Genomic DNA, 19,999 nt, shown 5'->3' with positions numbered 1-19,999 from the left:
TCATTCGATTGTACCATGGTCCAAAATTCTCAAAGTTGGTTTTATTGTGACGGTCGCCTTCGAAAACTCAATTGGCCAATTCTTAACTCTTTTCCAATGTTGATATTGAAAGGCACGTGCATATTCGCCATATCCAAACGGATCCAGCTGTTGCTTCTGAATCTTTTTGACTAGACCATTTAGGTCCCTGTTAAGTTGTTTGGTAAGGATAGCGGTTAATTTTTCTTTATATTTTTTCGAATTCATATTAAACGTACGCTCCTGAATCGAAACGTTGAGCTTCATCTTGACATCAAAGGCAAAATGATTTCTATCATAACGTGTTGATAAATGACGGCCATAACTCATAACATTTATGGTTACAAAATTTTTACCCTTTATGTTTTTAGGTGAACCTTCGATTATAAATGGCAGGGAAGGCATGCGTATGGTAAGGGAAACCGGTGGCTTTGCATTCTTCTGCAACAAAAGCAGCAGTGCACTTTCCTTTCGGTCTAACGACATCTTATAGACACCCTGATTCGTTAAGAGCGTGGAGCCGGTAACCACAATGTCTTTTTCTCCCTTTTTGATTTCAGAGATTGCCGGCGTGATTCCCTTATCAAAGGATTGCCTATGAAATTCCTGAAAGGTAGTAAAAACTGCATTGTTGTATTGTTGGTTTACATCGATTACATTGTTCAAATATTCGGGAAGCATTGGCTTATCTTTATATTCACTGTTTAGAATCGAAGAAACCGATCCCTTAACAGCGACCACACGCATATTCCCCGTATTTTTGGGGTTACGATACGCCACATCAAGATAAGGCATAGCCCCTCCTCTTTTTAACATCTTCTCGCTAAATAAGAGTACTTGTACTTTTCCATAAGTACCGATACCGTTGCTTGAGCTGGCGAACACTTCTCTTGCCTGTCTTGCGGTCTCCGCTTTTACACGATAAACTTCATATGTTTTACTTACACTACTATTAAAAATCGGATTTAATTGGTAAACTATCAATTGACCATCTTTATCTATGTCAAAGCCGTAGGTTAATGATATCGATTGCTTCTCCAGTTCAAGCTTGTCCCAACAGCCTGTCATGATGAGTAACAAAAAACAAGACAGGCTGAATGCAGCACACCGTTTCATCTATCTCTTCCTCCTCTGCCAACGTGTATAACCCGTAATGTACAAAAGGAATACAACTGGAAAAGCATAGACGACAAAATAACTGACTACGCCCCACCATTCCCTCAACAAGTCCGTATCTTCAATAGTAGGTCTATAGAAAAACGAAACGATAACAAGTGCTGCGAGCAAAATATAAAGAGGTACCTTCCAATCTTTTTTCTTACATAATCGACTGATCCCATCCGTTACAGAAAAAGCGTAAGGAATAGCAGAATCTGAAAAAATAAAAAGATAGAAAGACAGAAAAACAATTTCAAACCGCTCAAGAACCGCAAATTGAATCGGTTTCACAAGGGTAAGGATTGGCCAAACAAATTCCGATATTTCATCCGGGCTAAAATAAACAAAACAAGTTAACGTAATTTGAAGATAAAATACCAACGTAATGAGATTGGCGATGACGATTCCTTTCACTGCAGATTGTTTCTGATTAAGATAGGGATAAAGAATAAACGCGAATTCAAATCCAAGAAAAGCGAGGACTGTTGTTTTCGCTGCAAAAAAAACCGGCATCCACCCTTCTTTTATAATGGGAAGGAGATAAACCCAATGAGCATCTTTAAGGGGCATTAATAGCAAAAACGGCATCCAAAGCGTAAAGAAAAAAACAAAAACGGTATATCGGCTAATAATCCGCACCCCGCCACGAATCAACATATACGTTGGAATAATTAACAATAGCACGATGGCATAACCAGGAGTTTTGGGTAGAATCCACGTTCGAATAACAAGTACGACTGAAAAAGTCAACGCTAGAAACGCAAGTAAAGAATATAGAATCCAGATGGCCATTCCTGCATTTCCGATCCACTTTCCCATATAGCGTGTTAACACGTCCATCAAGGTATCCCCCGGATGCTTGCTCATAATCTTTACAACACATACACTTACCAAAGTGGTTATTGCCCACCCGATAAGAAGGGAGATCCACCCATCCGTACCTGCAGCCTGTTCCAATTCCCGTGGAAGGGTAAGTAAACCAAACCCGACTTGAACCCCGCAAATAGTCAGAATATATTGCCGTAAGGAGATTTCAGTCTTTCCGTATTTATTCACTCCTCCTCCCCACTTTCACCCATGCTGCCATGGCGTTTCAATTGCAGGGGTGCAATTGATAACGGCCGTTTGCTCAATATCCATTGGGGCAAACGAACAAACGTATCCCTCATATCTGAAATTCTTAACGGTGAAATGGGGCTGCTATAAGGAACACCGAGAGATTCTAAAGAAAGCAAGTGGATAATCACAACCATCATTCCAATAACAATCCCAATCATGCCGAATAAAGCGGAAAGGATCATCATGGGGAAACGAATGATTCGAATCCCCCCCGACATCTCTAAGTCTGGAAGAATAAACGAAGCGATCGCTGTTATCGATACGACAATGACCATGACATTACTCACCAGCCCGGCCTGAACCGCTGCCTGACCAATGACAATCCCGCCTACAACTCCTATGGTTTGTCCAATAGGAGCAGGAAGTCGAACCCCTGCTTCCCGAAGCATTTCCAGCACCAGCTCCATTAGCATTGCTTCTATTATGGGAGGGAACGTAACTTTTTCCCGTGATGCCCCAATTGTCAGTAGCAATTTAAGGGGAATGATTTCATAATGAAAAGAAATCATGGCAATATAAAGAGACGGGGCAAAAAGCGCAATAAAAAATGCTATAAAACGAAGAAAGCGAATAAAAGAAGAAAGGATCCATCTTATATTGTAATCATCAATCGTTTGAAAATAAGCGGTAAAGGTCATTGGTCCAATCAGCACTCCCGGGGAACGGTCTATAACAACAGCGACTCGTCCCTTAAGGAGCTGAAAAGCAGCAGTATCCGGCCGTTCCGTTATACAGAGCTGGGGAAAAGGTGTAAAGGAGTTATCTTCAATGAGTTCTGCTAACTCACCAGTGTTGATGATGGTATCCACTTTGAGAGATTTAATTCGATACTCTATTTCACTGATAACCTCTTCATTCGCTACATCTTCCAGATAAAGAATGGAAAGTTTGGTTTTCGAGCGTTCTCCAACGGTACATTCTTTAATTTTTAATTCACGGGTGCTAATATAACGTCGGATCAGCGCTATATTTTGGCTGGCTGTTTCCGTAAACCCTTGGTGCGAACCTTTTAACGATGTTTCGATACTTGGCTCCTGAATCCCCCGCTGCGGCCATCCTGGTGTACCAATCTCTAATACGGATAGCTGACCATCAATAATCAGAATACTTTTCCCATTTAGAAGAGCCTGCTCAATCTCCGACCATTTTCCCACCTTTTTGATTTGGCCAATCGATATGGAAGACTCCAAAAATTCTTTCTCATTCCATTCCTGAAACAAAAGAGGGCGAAGAATATCCGTATTAATGGCATTTTTATCTACGAGCCCTTCCATATACACAAGAGCTACTTCCTGCCCGTTCTTCAGTTTAAACGTCCGTGTAATTAATTCTGGAATTCCATGAAACAGCATGGACAAATGGTGTAAGTTTATAGAAAGAGAGGAGGAAATCGTTTCTTTCAACAGGTTATCAGCCTGTTCCTTTGTAGAAAAAGCCTTCCTGCCTCTCAGCCGATCATCAAAAAAGCCCATAGGTCCACCCTTTTTCTAGTTGTGTTTTCTTACTGCTTAGTATGAGAGATTGGAGAAAGAATATACCATTTATTGGGTCTCGTTTGGTAAGAATACAAACCCCATTGATGTTATTAGGATGATGCAAATTTTCTACGAATCCTGCCTACAACCAACAATAGCAAGGGAATGCCAATCATGTTAATGGGAAAAACAAATGGAAGCATGTAAAACTTGTCAAAATACTGGCCAAATATCTGGATATTCTTAATCGATACAGCAAAAACAAACGAAATAGGAGCAAGAAACCAAACTACTTTTCGCCAATCCTTCAGGTGAAACCATTGTGCCGTTCCATAACAAGCGATAAACATATATAAAGTCAGTTTAATAAAGATACTGAAAAACCAAATAATGACAATCAGGATATCTACATTTTGAATGAATTCCATTACAGATATGTACCGGCTCATATTATAGAAGGAATACAAAAGCCTTGAAGGCAAAACCGGCCCGAATGTGAGAATAACGGCAAGTGTTCCGATGCATACCATAAACACGGCAACTCCTAATCCCCACATCGCTCGTGATGATGCTTGGTTTGGTTTCTCCATAAAGAAGACTAACATGGTCATCATGACAGACTCCCCGAAAAAGGAGGCCATGGGGACATAGGAGCCTTTTAGGATTGGAAGCCATCCAGTATCTTGATAAATAGGGAGTATATAATGCCAATTCAGATTGCCAAGGTCTAAAATGATTAAGACAGTAATCATCAAAAGAACCATTGGACCAACGATTTCACTTAAGCGCCCAATCCCTTCTATCCCACCTTGATAGGTGATAAAAATAAGCAGCAGCATGGTTGTAAATACAATAACCCACAAAGGAGTCTTATGAAACAACGCAGTAATAATGAAATCACCAAATTCACGGAGGATAAGCCCAATCACCGAATACCATAGAAGTAAATAAGGGATCATCATCAGCTTTCCAAGCCATTTCCCGAGAATGGTTTGACTAAACTCAATCAAGGTTTGGTTCGGATAATGCGAACTAAGTGTGGTTGACAGAAAAGTGATGGCAATGCCAACAAGCCCTGCAATCACGATTGAGATCCATGCATCTTGTTTTGCGTCACGGATCGTCGATGATAGGGTCAGAAGAAGTGAATTTCCCACTTCAAATGTAAATATCATCCAAAAGATTTGTGAGCCAGAGATTTTCATTGATTTTACCAACTCTTACGATCTCCTTATGGTTTTATTTCATCTTGCTTTAACTGCAACGATGGTCCAGTTAAGCCCACTCGCTGAATGTTCAGATTGGCATGGACTGAGACCTCTACCGTTTGGAACTGCTTGCCCCAATTTTTCTTTAATAGTTTCCATTGTGATGGATATTTTTGATGGATGGCTTCACCCACGCCAATGAAATCGGTTCCATATTGTTTTTGAGCCTTTTCAATGGTTTGAAGAGCTTGTTTTTCAGCCCTTCTTTCCAAACCATGTTCTAAAAGAGTAAGATTTTTTGCTTGAGTAAGATCTAAATTCGTATTATTCTCTCGGATAACACCCTCTCCAGATAGAATAATGTTACATTTGATGGTTTGGCCTTGAATAATGGGGATGATTTTGCTGTCAATTTTCGTCATATAGAAACTGGCCGTTCCATAACCTTGAGGCAAAGTTTCCGTAATCGTCTGTTTGCTTAAATGATTAATAAGCCAAAGATAGGTCTGTCCTTCCTCTTTATTTAAAAAACCAACCAATTTAAGGTCTTTGTTAAAAACCGCCCCACCTACAATTTGGAATCCTTTGATCCCCGTTTGTTTTTGTTTATTAGAAGGATGATTTAGTTCAATAACGGGTAAGATTGGCGTGATTCCATCACTCGTGCTGGCAATAAGAAAATTTAATAAAGACGTGTCTCCCAATCCACCCATTTGTACATGTTCTTTCAGTGCCCCAAGTGCCGGAATATCTTCTAAAGGGTAGGATGCTTCCAAAAACTGTTTCGCCGTACTCCCCTTCACTATGAGTGCATCTGCACGTAATCGAATATCAGGATCACGGCTATAGGTATCCAATACAGGAGCAAGGCCGCGTTTAGCCAATTGTTCTCCAATCACAATCACACGCCGGTGCCCTCGAAAAACTTCTCTTGATAATTTTGTCTGCATCTTTTGTACAGCCTCAAGTGTGTCCCTTCCAGTTCCAGATTCTATAAAAACCGTTTTTCCTCCTCCGCTTCTTCCACTCTGCACCAATCCAATTTTCGAAGGGATGATAAATTGAGCACTGATTTCAATCTTGTTATTCTTCGCTTGATCAAGTCCCCAGCCCAACTCTATCGCTAGATCATTTAACTCCGTTCGATCCCAGCAGCCTGCTAAAAAAAATAAAGAAATAACCATCATCATACAAAATACCTTGAACGAACTCATTCCTTCTGGCCCTCTTTTATCGGGCCTGGTTGTTGGCCATCTGGAATACGCATATTCTCTTTTTCCGATATCAGCATGGGACGATGCGTCATGTTCCACCGAGGTGTTCGGATCAATACGTCTTTCAATCCACGAGGAATCTGAGGAGCAACTGGACTTAGATAAGGAGTACCAAAAGAACGTATATTGGTAAGATGTATCATAATCGCAAGGACCCCAAAAGCAATCCCATATAGCCCCAACATTCCCGCCAATAGCAGCATAGGAAAACGCAGCATCCGATAAGCTGTTCCCAAGTCGTATCGTGGAAAAGAAAACGATGCAATACCGGTGGTCGCAACAACAATGACCATGGGTGCTGATATAATGCCTGCCTGAACAGCAGCTTGTCCAATCACAAGCGCTCCGACGATACTGACCGCAGATCCTACGGTTTTTGGCAAACGAATACCCGCTTCCCGCAAACCTTCAAACAAAAACTCCATCATCAGTGCTTCCACGGCCGCCGGGAAAGGAACTCCTTCCCGTGCCGCTGCAATACTAATAAGCAGACTTGTCGGGATCAATTGTGGATGATAGGTTGTAATCGCAACATATAAAGATGGGAGAAGTAATGAGATATTTATTAATACAAACCGGATCCATCGAATAAAAGTGGTGTAGATGGATCGTTCATAATAATCTTCCGCTGCCTGTATTCCTGCCCAAAAGGTCATGGGTACAATCAGAACGAATGGGGTATTATCTACCAAAATGGCGACTTTCCCTTCTAATAAGCTTGCACACACAACATCTGGCCGTTCGGTATTCTGAATTTGCGGAAAGGGAGAAAAAGGAAGATCCTCGATAAACTCTTCGATGAAAGCGGACTCTAAAACCCCATCTATTTGAATTCGCTGCACTCTTTGGCGAACTTCTTCCAATACAGAATTGGGAGAAATCCCCTCAATGTAGGTAATCACCACATCGGTCTGTGTTAAATCCCCTATCGAATAGGATTCCATTTTTAGTTTTGGGCTCCGAATTCTTCGACGAATAAGGGTTGTATTGACTCTAATCGTTTCCGTAAACCCGTCCCGAGGGCCGCGAACAGAGAGTTCGGCAGTAGGCTCTTCAATATTACGTTTGTCATACCCTTTTAAATCAGAAACCAGAGCTTGACTCTCCCCCTCAGTTAGAACGACAATATTGGCTTTTAATACTCCATCTATAACCTCACGAACCTTAGAAACCGTCTTTACTTGAGAAAAAGCAATAAGCTTCTCTTGGATGATTTCTCCTATTGAGCCCACATTCTCTAACCCATCAGGCATTCCTTCGAAAATCATCGGTTTCAACATAACCTGGTCTACCATTTTCGTATCCACTAATCCATCTATATAAATCAGAAGCATTTTAGTGTGTCTATTTACGAGAATGGGGCGAAAGACAATATCGGAACAATTATCAAAAACTTGTTTCAAAACCTCTTCATTCACGGATAGATCCTGTCCGAGTTCCTTATCTTGAACATTTGGGGTCAGAACGCCAGTGGACTCTAATTCCTGAATAGCTTTTTTTAAAGGCTTCGTCTTAAGAAGTTTTTTCATCATACTACCCCATTATCATATGATAATTTTCTTTATAAAAAATTTATTATTTATTACATTTTATTATCCTAAAATGTAAAGGTAGGATAAAACTATATATAAAAAAGAATATAGGTATGCTAAACAGATGATTCCAATGAGTAAGTTTCATATACCCTACCTTTACCACTGACCATTCAATTAAAAAAGAAATAATCGTAAATAAAACTGCCAATTTCCATTTATTTGCTCTAGTTAAATAGTTTAAATAAATAACTGAAAGTGATGAGGGAACAAAGTTGTAGGTTACAAATTCACCTAATCCTACAATTTTAGGATTACCCAAATTTACCAAATTTAAATATTTGGCAAATATGCTATCAGCAACCCAAGTTAAAAACCCAACAACCCCAATTGTAATATAAAGTTCTCTCCAACTTATCTCCTTCTTAGGCATGAGAAGAGCGTACAATAATAATATTATTCCCAATGAAACAGGCAGCCAAAGTCCCTTTGCGCCTAAATCCAAATTCTTAATAAACGACTCCATACATATACCCCCTAACGTCATTTATATCGTTTCCAAATTAAAGTAATATATTAGAAACACAAAAATTTTCTATCAAAAAAACACCAGTACTCAACCGTACTGATGTTTTTTGACATTTTATTAAAATAATTTTCCTAAATAATACGGCATTTGGCGGCGCCACCAAACCCAATCATGGACTACATCTTCGCCCCACTCATCAAACAATGCTGGAATTTGTTTTTCTTTAAAGGCTTTTTTTAATGTAAAGTATGAAGGCAGCCCATCCTGTTCCCAATCACCCCGCCCGGTACAAATAATGATATCTGCTGAACGATATCGATCAATAAACCAGCCGTTATTTTGATTCCATATATAATCACTCGGTGAATTTTCGTATACAAGCGGATCATTTCCGTAATCCCCAAAAAAGTAACGCGCATCGTAAATACCGCTAAGTGCAACGGTTTTTTGGAAGACATCGGGATGTCTCAAGAAAAAGTTCAACGCATGATAGGCCCCCATACTACATCCCGTAGTCATCATGGGGTCAAACCAGCCTGTTTTATGTTTAATAAATGGAATAGCTTCTGAAATCACATAACGGTCATATGCCGCGTGGGCTAATGCACGGTCATGCGCCGGTTTTGAGTCGTGCAGCCAACTTTCGCTATCAATACTAGCCAATGTAAAAAACTGAACTTTTCCGGATTCAATAAAGTCATGACACGCATCAATCATTCCAAAATTATAGTATTCAACATGCGTCCCTCCAGATGAAGGAAAAACGAGGATTGGCATGCCACTGTGACCATATCTGTTTAACGGCATTTCACGTCCTAATTCGCCACTCCAATGGTGTAAATGTTCTATTTGCATATAAAAATCTCCTATCCCTATACGTTTACAATGCTGCAATTTTTTCGTTCATGTACAAAACGGATAATGTCGTCGACTTCTTCCTGCGTATCTGCATTAATCGCATAAAATTGATTTCCCTGAAGTTCCGCAAACGCTTCTGGCATGCGCTGTTCAAACTTTACACGGTTGCCAAATTGTTCATTAATAGCCTGTGTATCATGTTTATACTCATACGCATCACGCTGTGTTATACCGACACAAAACTGGTTTTTGGCATCGGACTCCTTAAATTCTCCTCCCGTCACAAGAGAAGCATATTGAGCAAATAAATCAATGGAGTACGCGAAATTGTACATATCAATCGTATAGCCGCCAGCCAAGCGGTTATTATATTCAAGGGCAACATAATCTCCATTTTCTAATTTAAAAAACTCAATATGGAAAAAGCGTTCTTTCATGCCAAAAGCTTTCACAATCGCCTTTCCATAAGTTTCGAGCTTTGGATCCATTTCTTTTTGAATCACATAAGCTAAATCCAACTGACCCTTAACGAGTTCCAGAGTTGGCACATTATAGGTAAAGCTTGTTTGGAAAACAATGTTCCCTTTCTGGTCCACTAAACCATCAAATGTACAAAGCACGCCTCCTTCGACATATGGTTCTAAGAAGTACACTTGTGCTTCTCCCCATTCTTCTTCAAAATGACGTACAGCCTCTTCTGAACTTAATTTAAAAGTTGCAGCTGATCCAACTCCATTATCCGGTTTAGCGATAACTGGCAGTCCTAATTCATCAATGGCTTTCGATAACTCCTTTTTCGTTTTAACAATTCTTCCTTCTACAACAGGCACTCCTGCTACTTTAAACAGCTTCTTCATTTCCGATTTATACTTAACTTTTTTCAAGTCATTCGGTTTATTGCCGTACACGTTAAATTGCTCACGCAACTCGGCATCAAGTTCTAACCAGTATTCGTTATTGGATTCAATGCGGTCAATGGGACCGTGTTTATAAAATAAAAATGCAACAGCCCGTTTCACTTCATCTATATCCTCTAAATTATTCACACGATAATATTCTGTTAAAGCGTTTTGTAATTCGGAACCTAATTGGTCATATGGTTCTTCGCCAATTCCTAAAACATTGACACCTGCTTCTTTTAAACGAATAGCAAATGGCTGAAAATTAACTGGATAATATGGTGATATCAAAATATAATTCATAAAAAATGCTCCTTTCTTAGAATCATAAAATTCATTATTTTCACAATATAATTATTTTAATATAAAATCAATCTAAATTTTCAAAAATATTCAAAAAAAGTAATCTAATTCAGGCAAATATAATTATTCAGTTCATTCAAGACCACTTCTCACTTAAGAAACGTAAACATTCTGGCAGGTGTTTGGCCCATGCTTTTTCATTATGTTCTTCATCCGCAAAAATATTTAAACGAATGCTATCAATTGGAACAGAGCCTTTTAGCAGTTGTTTATAATACTTCAGAGAGCAATCGATATAGGCCTGCTTCATATTACCATACATCAATTGTCGATCGGCATCATCGCCCTCCTGAGTCCCAACTTGAATGTACACGCGTTGTTCAGGATCCAATTCTTCTCTATCAATATAACTATCAAAGGCTTTATTAGTAATCCAATTCGCTAAAGAAAAAATGCCTAAACCACCAATTTGATCTCTATATTCAATACCCATAAAAGCCGATATATTTCCTCCAAGTGAACTGCCAATCATCGCGGTATGATATTTATCCGATTTCGTTCTGTAATGCATATCGATAAACGGCTTCACGACTGTCATGACAAACTCAGCATATTCCACGCCTCTTCCGCCTAGCTCAATATCTTCAGGAAGTGGACTTTCAGTAATTTTCCAAGGCGTATATTCATTAATTCGTTCTTGTCCAGCGTTATCGATCCCAACCACAATCATCTTCGGTAAATCGGGATTTTGTTTAATGGCCGGAATAACCTTCCATGAATACCCGCTATAAGATTCACTACTGTAGAAAACATTTTGTCCATCATGCATATAGACAACTGGATAATTTTTAGACTCATCTTTATCATAATTTTTCGGCAATAAAACACGAACGCGACGTTTTTCATTTTTATAAGACATATGTAATTGATGTGTTTCTAGTTTTAAATAAAAATAGGATTGATTCATTTTACCTTCCTCGCTCCTTTGATATTATATTAAATATACTGAATAAATCTAATGTTCACAATAAAAACATAGAAAAACCGGGCAAACTGCCCGGTCCTTTTTGTTTACACCGTTTCTTTCCGGTGTCCATATACTATATCATTTCATTTTACTCAACAGGAGGACACATAAATGGACTTAAGCAACATCGATGAGAAATCAAAAGGAACTCATTTTGAGACCCCATTAAACCCTTTGGATGTCACAGATCAGCCCCCTGCCGCTGCAAAAATTACCGAAAAATCTAATAAATATAGGGGTAAGGCTGACTTAGCCAACAACAAAATAGTAAATGCCGAAGAAATAAAAAAAGTAAAACAGGAGATCGAAAGTAATTATAAGGAGCTGGAAGCAGTCAAAGCATCACTCGAGGGACTGCAAAAAATGCAGGAAGCAGAAGAACTAAAATTAAAACAGGAGAATGAAAGTATTTTTAAGGAGCTGGAAGCTGTCAAAGCATCACTCACTGAACTGCAAAAAATACGGGAATCGGAAGAACTAAAATTAAAACAGGTGAATGAAAGCATTTATAAGGAGCTGGATGCTGCCAAAGCATCACTCGCTGGACTCCAAAAAATACGGGCGGCAGAAGATCAAAAATTAAAACAGGAAAATGAAAGTATCTATAAGGAGCTGAATGCGGTCAAAGCTTCACTCGTTGGACTCCAAAAAATACAGGCGGCAGAAGATCAAAAATTAAAACAGGAAAATGAAAGTATTTTTATGGAGCTGGATGCTGTCAAAGCTTCACTCGCTGGACTGCAAAAAATACAAGAAGCGGAAGAACTAAAATTAAAACAGGAGAATGAAAATATTTATAAGGAGCTGGAAGCTGTCGAAGCATCATTCGCTGGACTGCAAAAAATACAGAAAGCGGAAGATCAAAAATTAAAACTGGAGAATGAAAGTATTTTTAAGGAGCTAGATGTTGTCAAAGCATCACTCGAGGGACTGCAAAAAATACAGAAAGCGGAAGATCAAAAATTAAAACTGGAGAATGAAAGTATTTATAAGGAGCTTAATGCTGTCAAAGCATCACTCAATGAACTCCGGATCAAACAAGAGGAGGAACAAGACTGGATAGTCAGAGTGATCGATCTTGCAAAGTTCTGGAAAGGGAACCTCCCACTCCCACCCCGTAAAAATAATAATAATATAGATTGAGAAAAGAAGCCCTTTTTACGGGCTTCTTGATTACACAGCTACTTAATCAAGAACGTTTCCCCTTTTTCATCAAATGCATGCTTAAAATCAAATGCAAAAGGAGTCGGACCACGCTGAATATAGTGGTTGTATCTCTTGAATGCCTCCTCCCATGAGACATCCTTCACCTTTTCTGACCACCAAACTACATAGGAAAGGTGGTTATCTGGATAGGGCTCAATCCATTTGCTTCTATCTCTTAATGCTTGCATATGCTGTCCAGAATAGGTAAAGCGATATAAGGATTGAAGGCTTCTCCATACTGTTAATGTAAGAATAGGAGAACCCTTTCCTTTTACCGTTTCTTCAGGGAAAGGGACTCCTTCAGGTGAAAACGCCTCGATAAGTCCTGATTTAGTTGCCTGACGATATACTTCATTTCCCACTTGAAAAAATTCACGAGAGGCAGGGTGGTCATAGGAATGGTTTAGTCTACCCACAGTATAAATTGAAACTAATGCCATAAAAAGCCCCCAATCGTATTCATTTCCTAGATATATTCAAGTAAAAATGTGAAAATTCCTTCTTCAGCTAACCTGCTTTGATATGTGCATAGAAAAAAGCTACCCTTCAGTAGCTTCACATGTAAGTTTATCCGAATTAATGAAACTACAAGTTCAGCAATTTATCGATAACTCGTTTATTTATTTCTTCAGCTAATAGCATAATAAAATCTTTACTTACATCTTTTTCTTGTGCATTAATAAATAATTCATTCAGCTGTTCCGTACTGAGAGTATTCATTTTGATTCTCCTCTTTTTATACGTTCTTTTTTTTTATTAAATCCCGATATCTGAAATCTATTATTTTTTTATATCTAGAATAATATTTTCACCATAGAAATTTGCCTCATCTGGATCGTGAAGCGGATCCCAAACTTGGGCAAAAAAAGGATTCACTTTTGCTTCCACATCATAATTCCATTGGGCTGGGAAAAACATAATCGGGTCCAGATTATCCAGAATACTCGGATATAAAACACCGGTTTGCCTTAAGGACACCCAATATTTCAAACCAGATTCGATTACTTCGCGCTCGGCAATTGTCTTCGTGATCGCATAATTATCATAGATACTGATCTTTATAGGATCACCGGTTCTTCCCCAGTGAATCGGCGGATTGCGATCACCTGTCTGGGCTACTGTTCCGATGTAAACCAGTTTCATTTCATCTCGATTTGGTTGAGCTTTTATCGCCTTGATAATATTTCTGATTGCCCCTAAATTCACGTTGGTAGTCAAGGAAGGTAGGTAATCAGCTGCAGGGGATACCATCCCACCTACATGGAGGACGTAATCCGCTCCTTCTACGCACTTTAATACATCTTCATAATTCGTTAAATCACCCCATATTATTTTCACACCTGGCTCTTTTTCATAAATGGACATGATATTCTTATCTCTTTCTGTCGGCAGGACTAAAGCCACAATATTAAAACGGTCCCTTCTATTAAGTAACTGCTTAAAGCCTTCATGCCCCATATTGCCTGATGCACCTGTTAAAAAAATAGTTTTTTTATGTTTCAACCTTTTCACTCCTTAATTTCTCCATATAAAAGGCTTGTTCAAATTCACGCATTACGTATAACAAAACAAGAGTTTTGATGTAATTTTAATAAAGTGGAAAGTATTTTTATATTGCTATTTGTACAAAAATAGAAGTTTTTGTACATTATCTAAATCTATATATAGAGGTTGAGAAAAATGCTTTTCCACACAAAAAATCGATAGGTTTATAACCTATCGATCAACAATCAAAGTTCATTTTGAATATGTTTTTATTTCGTCAAAAGTTCATTCTGGCTTTGGTTAAGAGAATCAATCACAATTTTAAACAATTGTTCCGTTTCATCTGGTGCATTGGCTAATATTTCATTAATTGACATCTGATAAGCGAACTGGATCATCGGATTATCCATTAAATCCGGCGCATATTGTTTTAAAATTTGTACTGCGCGTGGCTCGTCAAGAATTTCCTTCAGAGTCGAATCAAAAGTAAACCGTTCTTTTTCCAAATTCGTTTCTGTTTCATATTCATATTGATAGGTTCCGGAACCTAATTCAATTGGTTCTTCTTTCTCTGGAAGGTATATCACTGCCGTTGTATTTGCTGGAATCTCCACTTTTACCTTGATCCATTTATCCTGGCAGACCCAAGCACTTTTTATTTCGCCGTAAACAGAATTAAATGTTGCTTCCACTGAAGTGATTCCTTTAATAAACTGCGGCTTTATCAGGATTCTCTTGTAACCTGGTTCCAATTGGTTGATACCGGCAAGTTTTCGGTACATCCAATCGCCAATTGAACCGTAAGCATAGTGGTTTAAGGAATTCATTCCGGAGGTATCAAAATCTCCATTTGGTAAAATCGAATTCCAGCGCTCCCAAATCGTTGTCGCCCCTTTTTTCACAGAATAAAGCCACGATGGATAATCCTCTCTTAAGAACAGGATTCCCGCTAGATCATGAAGATTATTTTCCGTCAAAGTATGGCATAAGTACGGAGTTCCAACAAAGCCAGTAGAAAGGTGGTTTTTATGGTTTGCAATATTGGTTGCCAAGGATTTTAGAATTCTATCGCGATATTTTTCTTCTGCCAAGTCAAAATAAAGTGCTAATATGCAACCTGTCTGTGTTTCACTCACCATTCTTCCAGTAGAAGTAATATATTCTTCATTAAATGCCTTTTTAATTTTTCCATATAGTTCATCGTACTTTTCGGCATCTTCTGTATAATTGAGAAGTCTTGCCGTTTTTCTTACGATATCGGTTGAATATGCATAGTAGGCATTTGCGACTAAGTATTTATCAGTAGCTCCTGTCCTGTCTGCACTTTCTTCTTTGTCTAATGCAAGCCAGTCTCCATACTGAAAGCCGGTCTGCCATAGTCCATTTTTACTGCAGCGTGATTTGATAAAATCAACCCAGCCCTTCATGCTTTCATATTGTTCTTCTAATATCCTCTTATCTCCATATGTCTGATAAATGACCCAAGGAATAATGACTGCGGCATCGCTCCAGGCAGCCGCACCTTCCTGTTGTCCTAAAATATTCGGAATAACATGAGGAACGCCAAATTCAGCCGTCTGTTCCGACGCCAAATCATGCAGCCATTTAGAAAAGAACAAAGCTACATTCCGATTATAGGCAGCAGTTCCTGCGAACACCTGAGCATCACCTGTCCAACCAAGTCTTTCATCCCTTTGCGGACAGTCTGTAGGAATATCCAGGAAATTGCCTCTCTGCCCCCATTGGATATTGCTTTGTAGTTGGTTTACTAGCGGATTGGAACATGTAAATGTTCCAGTTTCCTCCATCTCTGTATGGAGTACGCAGGCAGTAAAATTTTCGAGTTCAATATCATCAAGTCCCTCAATGCAAATATAACGGAAGCCATGGAAAGTGAAGTGCGGCAGAAAGGTTTGCTCTTCTCCATTGCAAATATAAACATCATGGGATATTGCCTGACGAAGGGTGTCAGGATAAAAATTCCCCTCTTTATCCAATACTTCCGCATGTCGGATGGTAATTTCCTGTCCCGGCTCTCCCTTTACCTTAACCTCTACAAATCCTGTTAGGTTTTGTCCAAAGTCAATTACCTTCTCACCCTTTGGAGTTACAATAAACTCTTTGGCGGAGATTTTTTCGGTAATCCTTACTGATTCACTTTCCTGCCCTACGATTAGGTTCTTATTGAAGGAGAAGCCCACTACGTTTCGCAACTCTTCCCCTTTGAAACAAGAATCGATGGTTTCTCCCATATAAATTTCACTGCTACGAATCTTTCCGGTTGTCACCTTCCAGCTTTCATCGGTTTTAATGATTTCTTTTTTTCCATCAGAATAAGTAATATGAATCTCAGCTATGGCAGCCACCCTGTCGCCATAAATATTTGGTGTCATAGCAAAGCCAAAATTCCCTTTATACCAACCGTTTCCAACTGTTATTTCGATCTTATTTTGCTTTTGAAGCATATCATCCGCCTGATAGGTTTGATACTGGAGTCGTTTTTTATAGTTAGTCCAGCCAGGAGCAAAAAAGGTATCCCCCACTTTTTCTCCATTAATTTTGAGTTCATAAACACCTAATGCGGTAGCGTAAACTCTCACATTTTTAATCTCTTTATCAACTTGAAACTCTTTAACAAAAACTGGACAGGCTGTTTCTTCCTCTGGAAAATCATGTGTAATAAATTCTGCACAGAAATTTGTTCCCTTTAATAAACCTGTTTCAAAGTATCCTTTTACTATTGCCTGATTCCCTTTATTATCCCATGCCTTTACCTGAACCCCGTACAAAGAGCAAGCATCAAGTTCCATCCCCTCGTATTCGACTAACACTGAAGAGCTGCTTTCCCTTTTCCCTGAATCCCAAACAATGGTACCCTCTTTTTCTACAATAATTTGGTATGCAGTCTGTAAAACCTTCTGTTCTTCCGATGCTATTTTCCAAGAAAATCTAGGTTTTTTTACATCCAGTCCAATCGGATTTTCCCGATATTCGATACGAAGATCCTTTAAAATCATACAATAACACCCCAGTTTTAATGATTTGATTTTTTTCTAGTGCCTTTCGATTAGCGATTAAAAGGAATGGCTCTTAAGCGCATGTCCAATTCCTTCATTTGATCTTCTGAAAGAGGTTCAGGCAAATACTGATTAATGACCTTCATAGAATAAGTTTTTGCACCGGCTGCCATCTCACTCTGTGCAAACGAGGGTAAATATTCAATTAATATTTCTCGGCAATCAGTTTGTTCCAATATTGAGCCAATGGTAACGTCGGTCGAATACTCCTTTACATCCTTTGCATCAGAGATTAGACTCTCCTTGTCCGCAGGAAAATCCCCAAGTACCTTTTGTAACCATGAAATACTTAAATCAAACCATTGGGCAAAGTCCTTATCCACAAAAGATTTCAATCCGGATGATGATAGAGGTTTAGCTAACGAAAGTCCATGTGTTCCTTTTTGGAAAATATGCGATTCAAACGGTATCTTGTTTCTATTTAAAGCCATCATGAAGCAAAGTGTATTTTCAATCGGAACAAGGCTATCTTCAAATGTAGAGAATAGAAATGCCGGCGGTGTTTGATAATCCACCTCTTTTTCAAGTGAGGGTACTGGGAAAGCCAAAACATCCCCTATCGATGACAGGATGCATGGGTACCCGAGTATTAATGCGTTTGGTCTGTTTTTCCCCATCGTACCTAATGCGGCTGCCAGATGCCCGCCGGCGGAAAATCCAATTACTGCAATTTTATTAGGAGCTGTGTTCCAACTCTCCGTATTTTCTCGGATCATCGTAATCGCCTCTTCCGCATCGGATATTGCTATTGTAAAAGTTGATTCTTTTCCAACAGAATATCGAAGAACAAAGGCATTATAACCTTCAGCCAGAAATGCCATGGCTATAGGTTCTGCTTCTCTGTCAGAGGTACTGTAATACCCACCACCTGGAAAAATCAACACAGCAGGGCGGGTAGAAATATTATTAAACTCCGTTGAACTGTCCAATAAATAGGCAGTCATCGTTACTACCTTATTAGTATTTAAAATTACTTTTTCTATTCTCATGCCTCCACTCCTTTATATAACAGCTTTAGCAATAATATTATTAAACGTGGAAACGTTTTTATATTGTGATTTGTACAAAAATAGTACTATATGAATATCTCTACTAAAAAATTTTTCCTACTATAAAATTGAATATACGATACTCTTGTTTCAACTCTACTTATAAACTTGTTAAGATTTTTTCTAATGAAATTGCGTGGCTTTATTTTTTGATTTTCCCTGTACAGAGATTTTAATTTTCCCCATATATGGCACCAGAAATAATCCCAATAAAACAAACCCTATACTGCAAATAAATACCAAATGGAGAGAATCAACAAGCGATGCCTTCATGATAGGGACTATTTTCCCTATCATGATATTTGGTAATTTGGCTAAAGCTTCCGGACTAAGCAGTGCTGAAAAAAGCTGTTGCGGATCCTTATTTATTTGAGAAATAATTTGAATCTTTAATGGGTCTGCTTGCTTTGGCAATTGATCCAAAACAGGAACAAGGTGATGAATTAAATATTGACCAGACCTCTGATTCATGACCGCGCCTAAAATGGTCATCCCAAATGTTCCGCCAATTTGCCTAAAAAATGTGCTGGACGATGTGACAATCCCAAGTTCTGAAGCCGGAAAACTTTCTTGTAATACAATTGTTAAACTTGGCATGATAAGCCCCATACCAATCCCAATGATTAAAGTGTACAGGGAGGCGGCTAGTTTCGTTGTATGAATGTCCATCATAGCAAGAAAAATAAACCCGATTGCCATAAGTAACAACCCAGAACCCATCTGTAAACGCACCCCAGTTTTGTGTATAAACAATCCGATAATAACGCTAGTGACAATCATGGCAATGGTCATCGGCATCATGATCGTTCCTGACGCGGATGCACTGACCCCAACAATTCCTTGCATAAATAAAGGAACAAACATCATGGCACCAAACATCCCTACACTCATCAAAAAACCGATTCCGTTGGTTACCGTAAAAATTTTATTTTTAAACAAGCTGATTGGGAGAATTGGCTCTCTTGCTTTGCCTTCAATCCAAACAAAGGCTATAAGAGCAAGAATGGAAAAAGTGAAAAGCCCGATGATTTGCCATGATAGCCAAGCATAATCCTTCCCTCCAAAAGTTAGGGCAAGAAGAAGACCCACAACACCTATCACCATGGTAATAATCCCAGGAATATCAAAAATCACCTCTCCTACCTTGCGATGTCTAGGCAAACCAGCCGCAATTAATATAGTTGCCAAAACCCCTACAGGAAGATTAATATAAAAAACCCATCTCCAGTTCAGTGAATCGACAATCCAGCCACCTGCTTGGGGACCAATAATACTTGCGACCCCAAAAAGGGAACCGAAAATCCCCTGCCACTTCGCTCTTTGTGCCCCTTGAAACATATCACCAACAATAATAAAAGCCATCGGCATCATAATTCCGCCGCCAATCCCCTGAAAGGCACGAAAGATAATCAGTTCGTTCATTCCCTGAGCCATTCCGCAAAGGGCAGAACCAACGATAAATACTACCAGACCTGTAACATAAATTACTTTTCTGCCTAGTAAATCTGATAATTTACCCGCAATTGGGACAATAACAGTCGAGGTTAACATATAGGAAGTAGTTAACCAAGCCATTAATCCGAGTCCTCCTAATTCCCCAACAATACGTGGCATGGCGGTTCCCACAATGGTCCCGTCTAACGCCCCAAATAACATAGCAATAAATAATCCTGCAAGAAGCAAGTTTTGATGCTTAACCGGATTGCTCAAATCTTGTTCATCCATTTCATCTCTTGCGATCAAAGAATCACCCTTTCATTGTTTATTCACACAATAGACCAG

Annotated in this window: 17 protein-coding genes; 1 reads left to right on the top strand and 16 read right to left on the bottom strand. The window is 39.0% G+C overall.

Translation table 11 applies throughout. The features are described from left to right. From ACZ5XR_RS10905 to ACZ5XR_RS10860, 10 genes are all read right to left on the bottom strand, one after another. On the bottom strand, positions 1 to 1,134 hold the full coding sequence (locus ACZ5XR_RS10905; protein WP_464501677.1) for a Ger(x)C family spore germination protein: 1,134 nt from the start codon (positions 1,132 to 1,134) through the stop codon (positions 1 to 3). Further along, positions 1,135 to 2,232, bottom strand: coding sequence for a GerAB/ArcD/ProY family transporter (locus tag ACZ5XR_RS10900; RefSeq protein ID WP_464501676.1), 1,098 nt, complete (start codon positions 2,230 to 2,232; stop codon positions 1,135 to 1,137). Next, a complete protein-coding gene (locus tag ACZ5XR_RS10895; RefSeq protein WP_464501675.1) occupies positions 2,229 to 3,767 on the bottom strand; it encodes a spore germination protein in 1,539 nt (512 codons plus the stop codon). Before ACZ5XR_RS10895 ends, ACZ5XR_RS10900 begins: the two co-directional genes overlap by 4 nt. 113 nt (positions 3,768 to 3,880) lie before the next feature. Further along, complete coding sequence (locus tag ACZ5XR_RS10890; protein WP_464502285.1) at positions 3,881 to 4,975, bottom strand: GerAB/ArcD/ProY family transporter; 1,095 nt, start codon at positions 4,973 to 4,975, stop codon at positions 3,881 to 3,883. Positions 4,976 to 5,001: 26 nt separating this feature from the next. Then, complete coding sequence (locus tag ACZ5XR_RS10885) at positions 5,002 to 6,192, bottom strand: Ger(x)C family spore germination protein (RefSeq protein ID WP_464501674.1); 1,191 nt, start codon at positions 6,190 to 6,192, stop codon at positions 5,002 to 5,004. Beyond that, positions 6,189 to 7,784, bottom strand: a complete 1,596-nt coding sequence (locus tag ACZ5XR_RS10880; protein WP_464501673.1) for a spore germination protein — start codon at positions 7,782 to 7,784, stop codon at positions 6,189 to 6,191. Before ACZ5XR_RS10880 ends, ACZ5XR_RS10885 begins: the two co-directional genes overlap by 4 nt. A 43-nt stretch (positions 7,785 to 7,827) precedes the next feature. After that, positions 7,828 to 8,310 (bottom strand): hypothetical protein, encoded by a 483-nt coding sequence (locus tag ACZ5XR_RS10875; RefSeq protein WP_464501672.1) that lies wholly within the window; start codon positions 8,308 to 8,310, stop codon positions 7,828 to 7,830. Between the two features lie 120 nt (positions 8,311 to 8,430). Beyond that, positions 8,431 to 9,168 carry an esterase family protein gene (locus ACZ5XR_RS10870; RefSeq protein WP_464501671.1) on the bottom strand — a complete coding sequence of 246 codons (738 nt, stop codon included), beginning with the start codon at positions 9,166 to 9,168 and terminating at the stop codon, positions 8,431 to 8,433. Between the two features lie 17 nt (positions 9,169 to 9,185). Further along, entirely contained in the window at positions 9,186 to 10,373 is a 1,188-nt protein-coding gene (locus ACZ5XR_RS10865) for an ATP-grasp domain-containing protein (RefSeq protein WP_464501670.1), read from the bottom strand. Between the two features lie 136 nt (positions 10,374 to 10,509). Next, complete coding sequence (locus ACZ5XR_RS10860; protein WP_464501669.1) at positions 10,510 to 11,340, bottom strand: alpha/beta hydrolase; 831 nt, start codon at positions 11,338 to 11,340, stop codon at positions 10,510 to 10,512. A 171-nt stretch (positions 11,341 to 11,511) separates the two neighbouring features. On the opposite strand from ACZ5XR_RS10860, the gene ACZ5XR_RS10855 reads away from it, so the two are divergent. Further along, a complete protein-coding gene (locus ACZ5XR_RS10855; RefSeq protein ID WP_464501668.1) occupies positions 11,512 to 12,543 on the top strand; it encodes a hypothetical protein in 1,032 nt (343 codons plus the stop codon). Between the two features lie 38 nt (positions 12,544 to 12,581). Here ACZ5XR_RS10855 and ACZ5XR_RS10850 read toward each other — a convergent pair whose 3' ends face one another. The 6 genes from ACZ5XR_RS10850 to ACZ5XR_RS10825 form a co-directional block, all read right to left on the bottom strand. After that, complete coding sequence (locus ACZ5XR_RS10850; protein WP_464501667.1) at positions 12,582 to 13,046, bottom strand: DUF3291 domain-containing protein; 465 nt, start codon at positions 13,044 to 13,046, stop codon at positions 12,582 to 12,584. A 145-nt stretch (positions 13,047 to 13,191) separates the two neighbouring features. Next, positions 13,192 to 13,326, bottom strand: coding sequence for a sporulation histidine kinase inhibitor Sda (gene sda / locus ACZ5XR_RS10845; RefSeq protein ID WP_464501666.1), 135 nt, complete (start codon positions 13,324 to 13,326; stop codon positions 13,192 to 13,194). 60 nt (positions 13,327 to 13,386) lie between these two features. Then, positions 13,387 to 14,109, bottom strand: a complete 723-nt coding sequence (locus tag ACZ5XR_RS10840) for an NAD-dependent epimerase/dehydratase family protein (protein WP_464501665.1) — start codon at positions 14,107 to 14,109, stop codon at positions 13,387 to 13,389. 251 nt (positions 14,110 to 14,360) lie between these two features. Then, on the bottom strand, positions 14,361 to 17,108 hold the full coding sequence (locus tag ACZ5XR_RS10835) for a family 78 glycoside hydrolase catalytic domain (protein WP_464501664.1): 2,748 nt from the start codon (positions 17,106 to 17,108) through the stop codon (positions 14,361 to 14,363). Positions 17,109 to 17,158: 50 nt separating this feature from the next. Beyond that, complete coding sequence (locus ACZ5XR_RS10830; RefSeq protein WP_464501662.1) at positions 17,159 to 18,157, bottom strand: alpha/beta hydrolase; 999 nt, start codon at positions 18,155 to 18,157, stop codon at positions 17,159 to 17,161. Between the two features lie 183 nt (positions 18,158 to 18,340). After that, entirely contained in the window at positions 18,341 to 19,942 is a 1,602-nt protein-coding gene (locus ACZ5XR_RS10825; RefSeq protein ID WP_464502284.1) for an MDR family MFS transporter, read from the bottom strand. Between the last annotated feature and the right edge of the window lie 57 nt (positions 19,943 to 19,999).

It is taken from the genome of Neobacillus sp. Fa239 (assembly GCF_055395235.1).
The sequence above is the reverse complement of the archived record's forward strand: the minus strand, read 5'-3'. Positions and strand labels throughout refer to the sequence as shown.

Excerpts from the sequence above, each read along its gene's own strand:
- ACZ5XR_RS10905 (WP_464501677.1), bottom strand. The coding sequence starts at position 1,134 with ATGAAACGGTGTGCTGCATTCAGCCTGTCTTGTTTTTTGTTACTCATC.
- ACZ5XR_RS10895 (WP_464501675.1), bottom strand. The coding sequence starts at position 3,767 with ATGGGCTTTTTTGATGATCGGCTGAGAGGCAGGAAGGCTTTTTCTACA.
- ACZ5XR_RS10890 (WP_464502285.1), bottom strand. The coding sequence starts at position 4,975 with ATGAAAATCTCTGGCTCACAAATCTTTTGGATGATATTTACATTTGAA.
- ACZ5XR_RS10885 (WP_464501674.1), bottom strand. The coding sequence starts at position 6,192 with ATGAGTTCGTTCAAGGTATTTTGTATGATGATGGTTATTTCTTTATTT.
- ACZ5XR_RS10880 (WP_464501673.1), bottom strand. The coding sequence starts at position 7,784 with ATGATGAAAAAACTTCTTAAGACGAAGCCTTTAAAAAAAGCTATTCAG.
- ACZ5XR_RS10875 (WP_464501672.1), bottom strand. The coding sequence starts at position 8,310 with ATGGAGTCGTTTATTAAGAATTTGGATTTAGGCGCAAAGGGACTTTGG.
- ACZ5XR_RS10870 (WP_464501671.1), bottom strand. The coding sequence starts at position 9,168 with ATGCAAATAGAACATTTACACCATTGGAGTGGCGAATTAGGACGTGAA.
- ACZ5XR_RS10865 (WP_464501670.1), bottom strand. The coding sequence starts at position 10,373 with ATGAATTATATTTTGATATCACCATATTATCCAGTTAATTTTCAGCCA.
- ACZ5XR_RS10860 (WP_464501669.1), bottom strand. The coding sequence starts at position 11,340 with ATGAATCAATCCTATTTTTATTTAAAACTAGAAACACATCAATTACAT.
- ACZ5XR_RS10855 (WP_464501668.1), top strand. The coding sequence starts at position 11,512 with ATGGACTTAAGCAACATCGATGAGAAATCAAAAGGAACTCATTTTGAG.
- ACZ5XR_RS10850 (WP_464501667.1), bottom strand. The coding sequence starts at position 13,046 with ATGGCATTAGTTTCAATTTATACTGTGGGTAGACTAAACCATTCCTAT.
- sda (WP_464501666.1), bottom strand. The coding sequence starts at position 13,326 with ATGAATACTCTCAGTACGGAACAGCTGAATGAATTATTTATTAATGCA.
- ACZ5XR_RS10835 (WP_464501664.1), bottom strand. The coding sequence starts at position 17,108 with ATGATTTTAAAGGATCTTCGTATCGAATATCGGGAAAATCCGATTGGA.
- ACZ5XR_RS10830 (WP_464501662.1), bottom strand. The coding sequence starts at position 18,157 with ATGAGAATAGAAAAAGTAATTTTAAATACTAATAAGGTAGTAACGATG.
- ACZ5XR_RS10825 (WP_464502284.1), bottom strand. The coding sequence starts at position 19,942 with ATGGATGAACAAGATTTGAGCAATCCGGTTAAGCATCAAAACTTGCTT.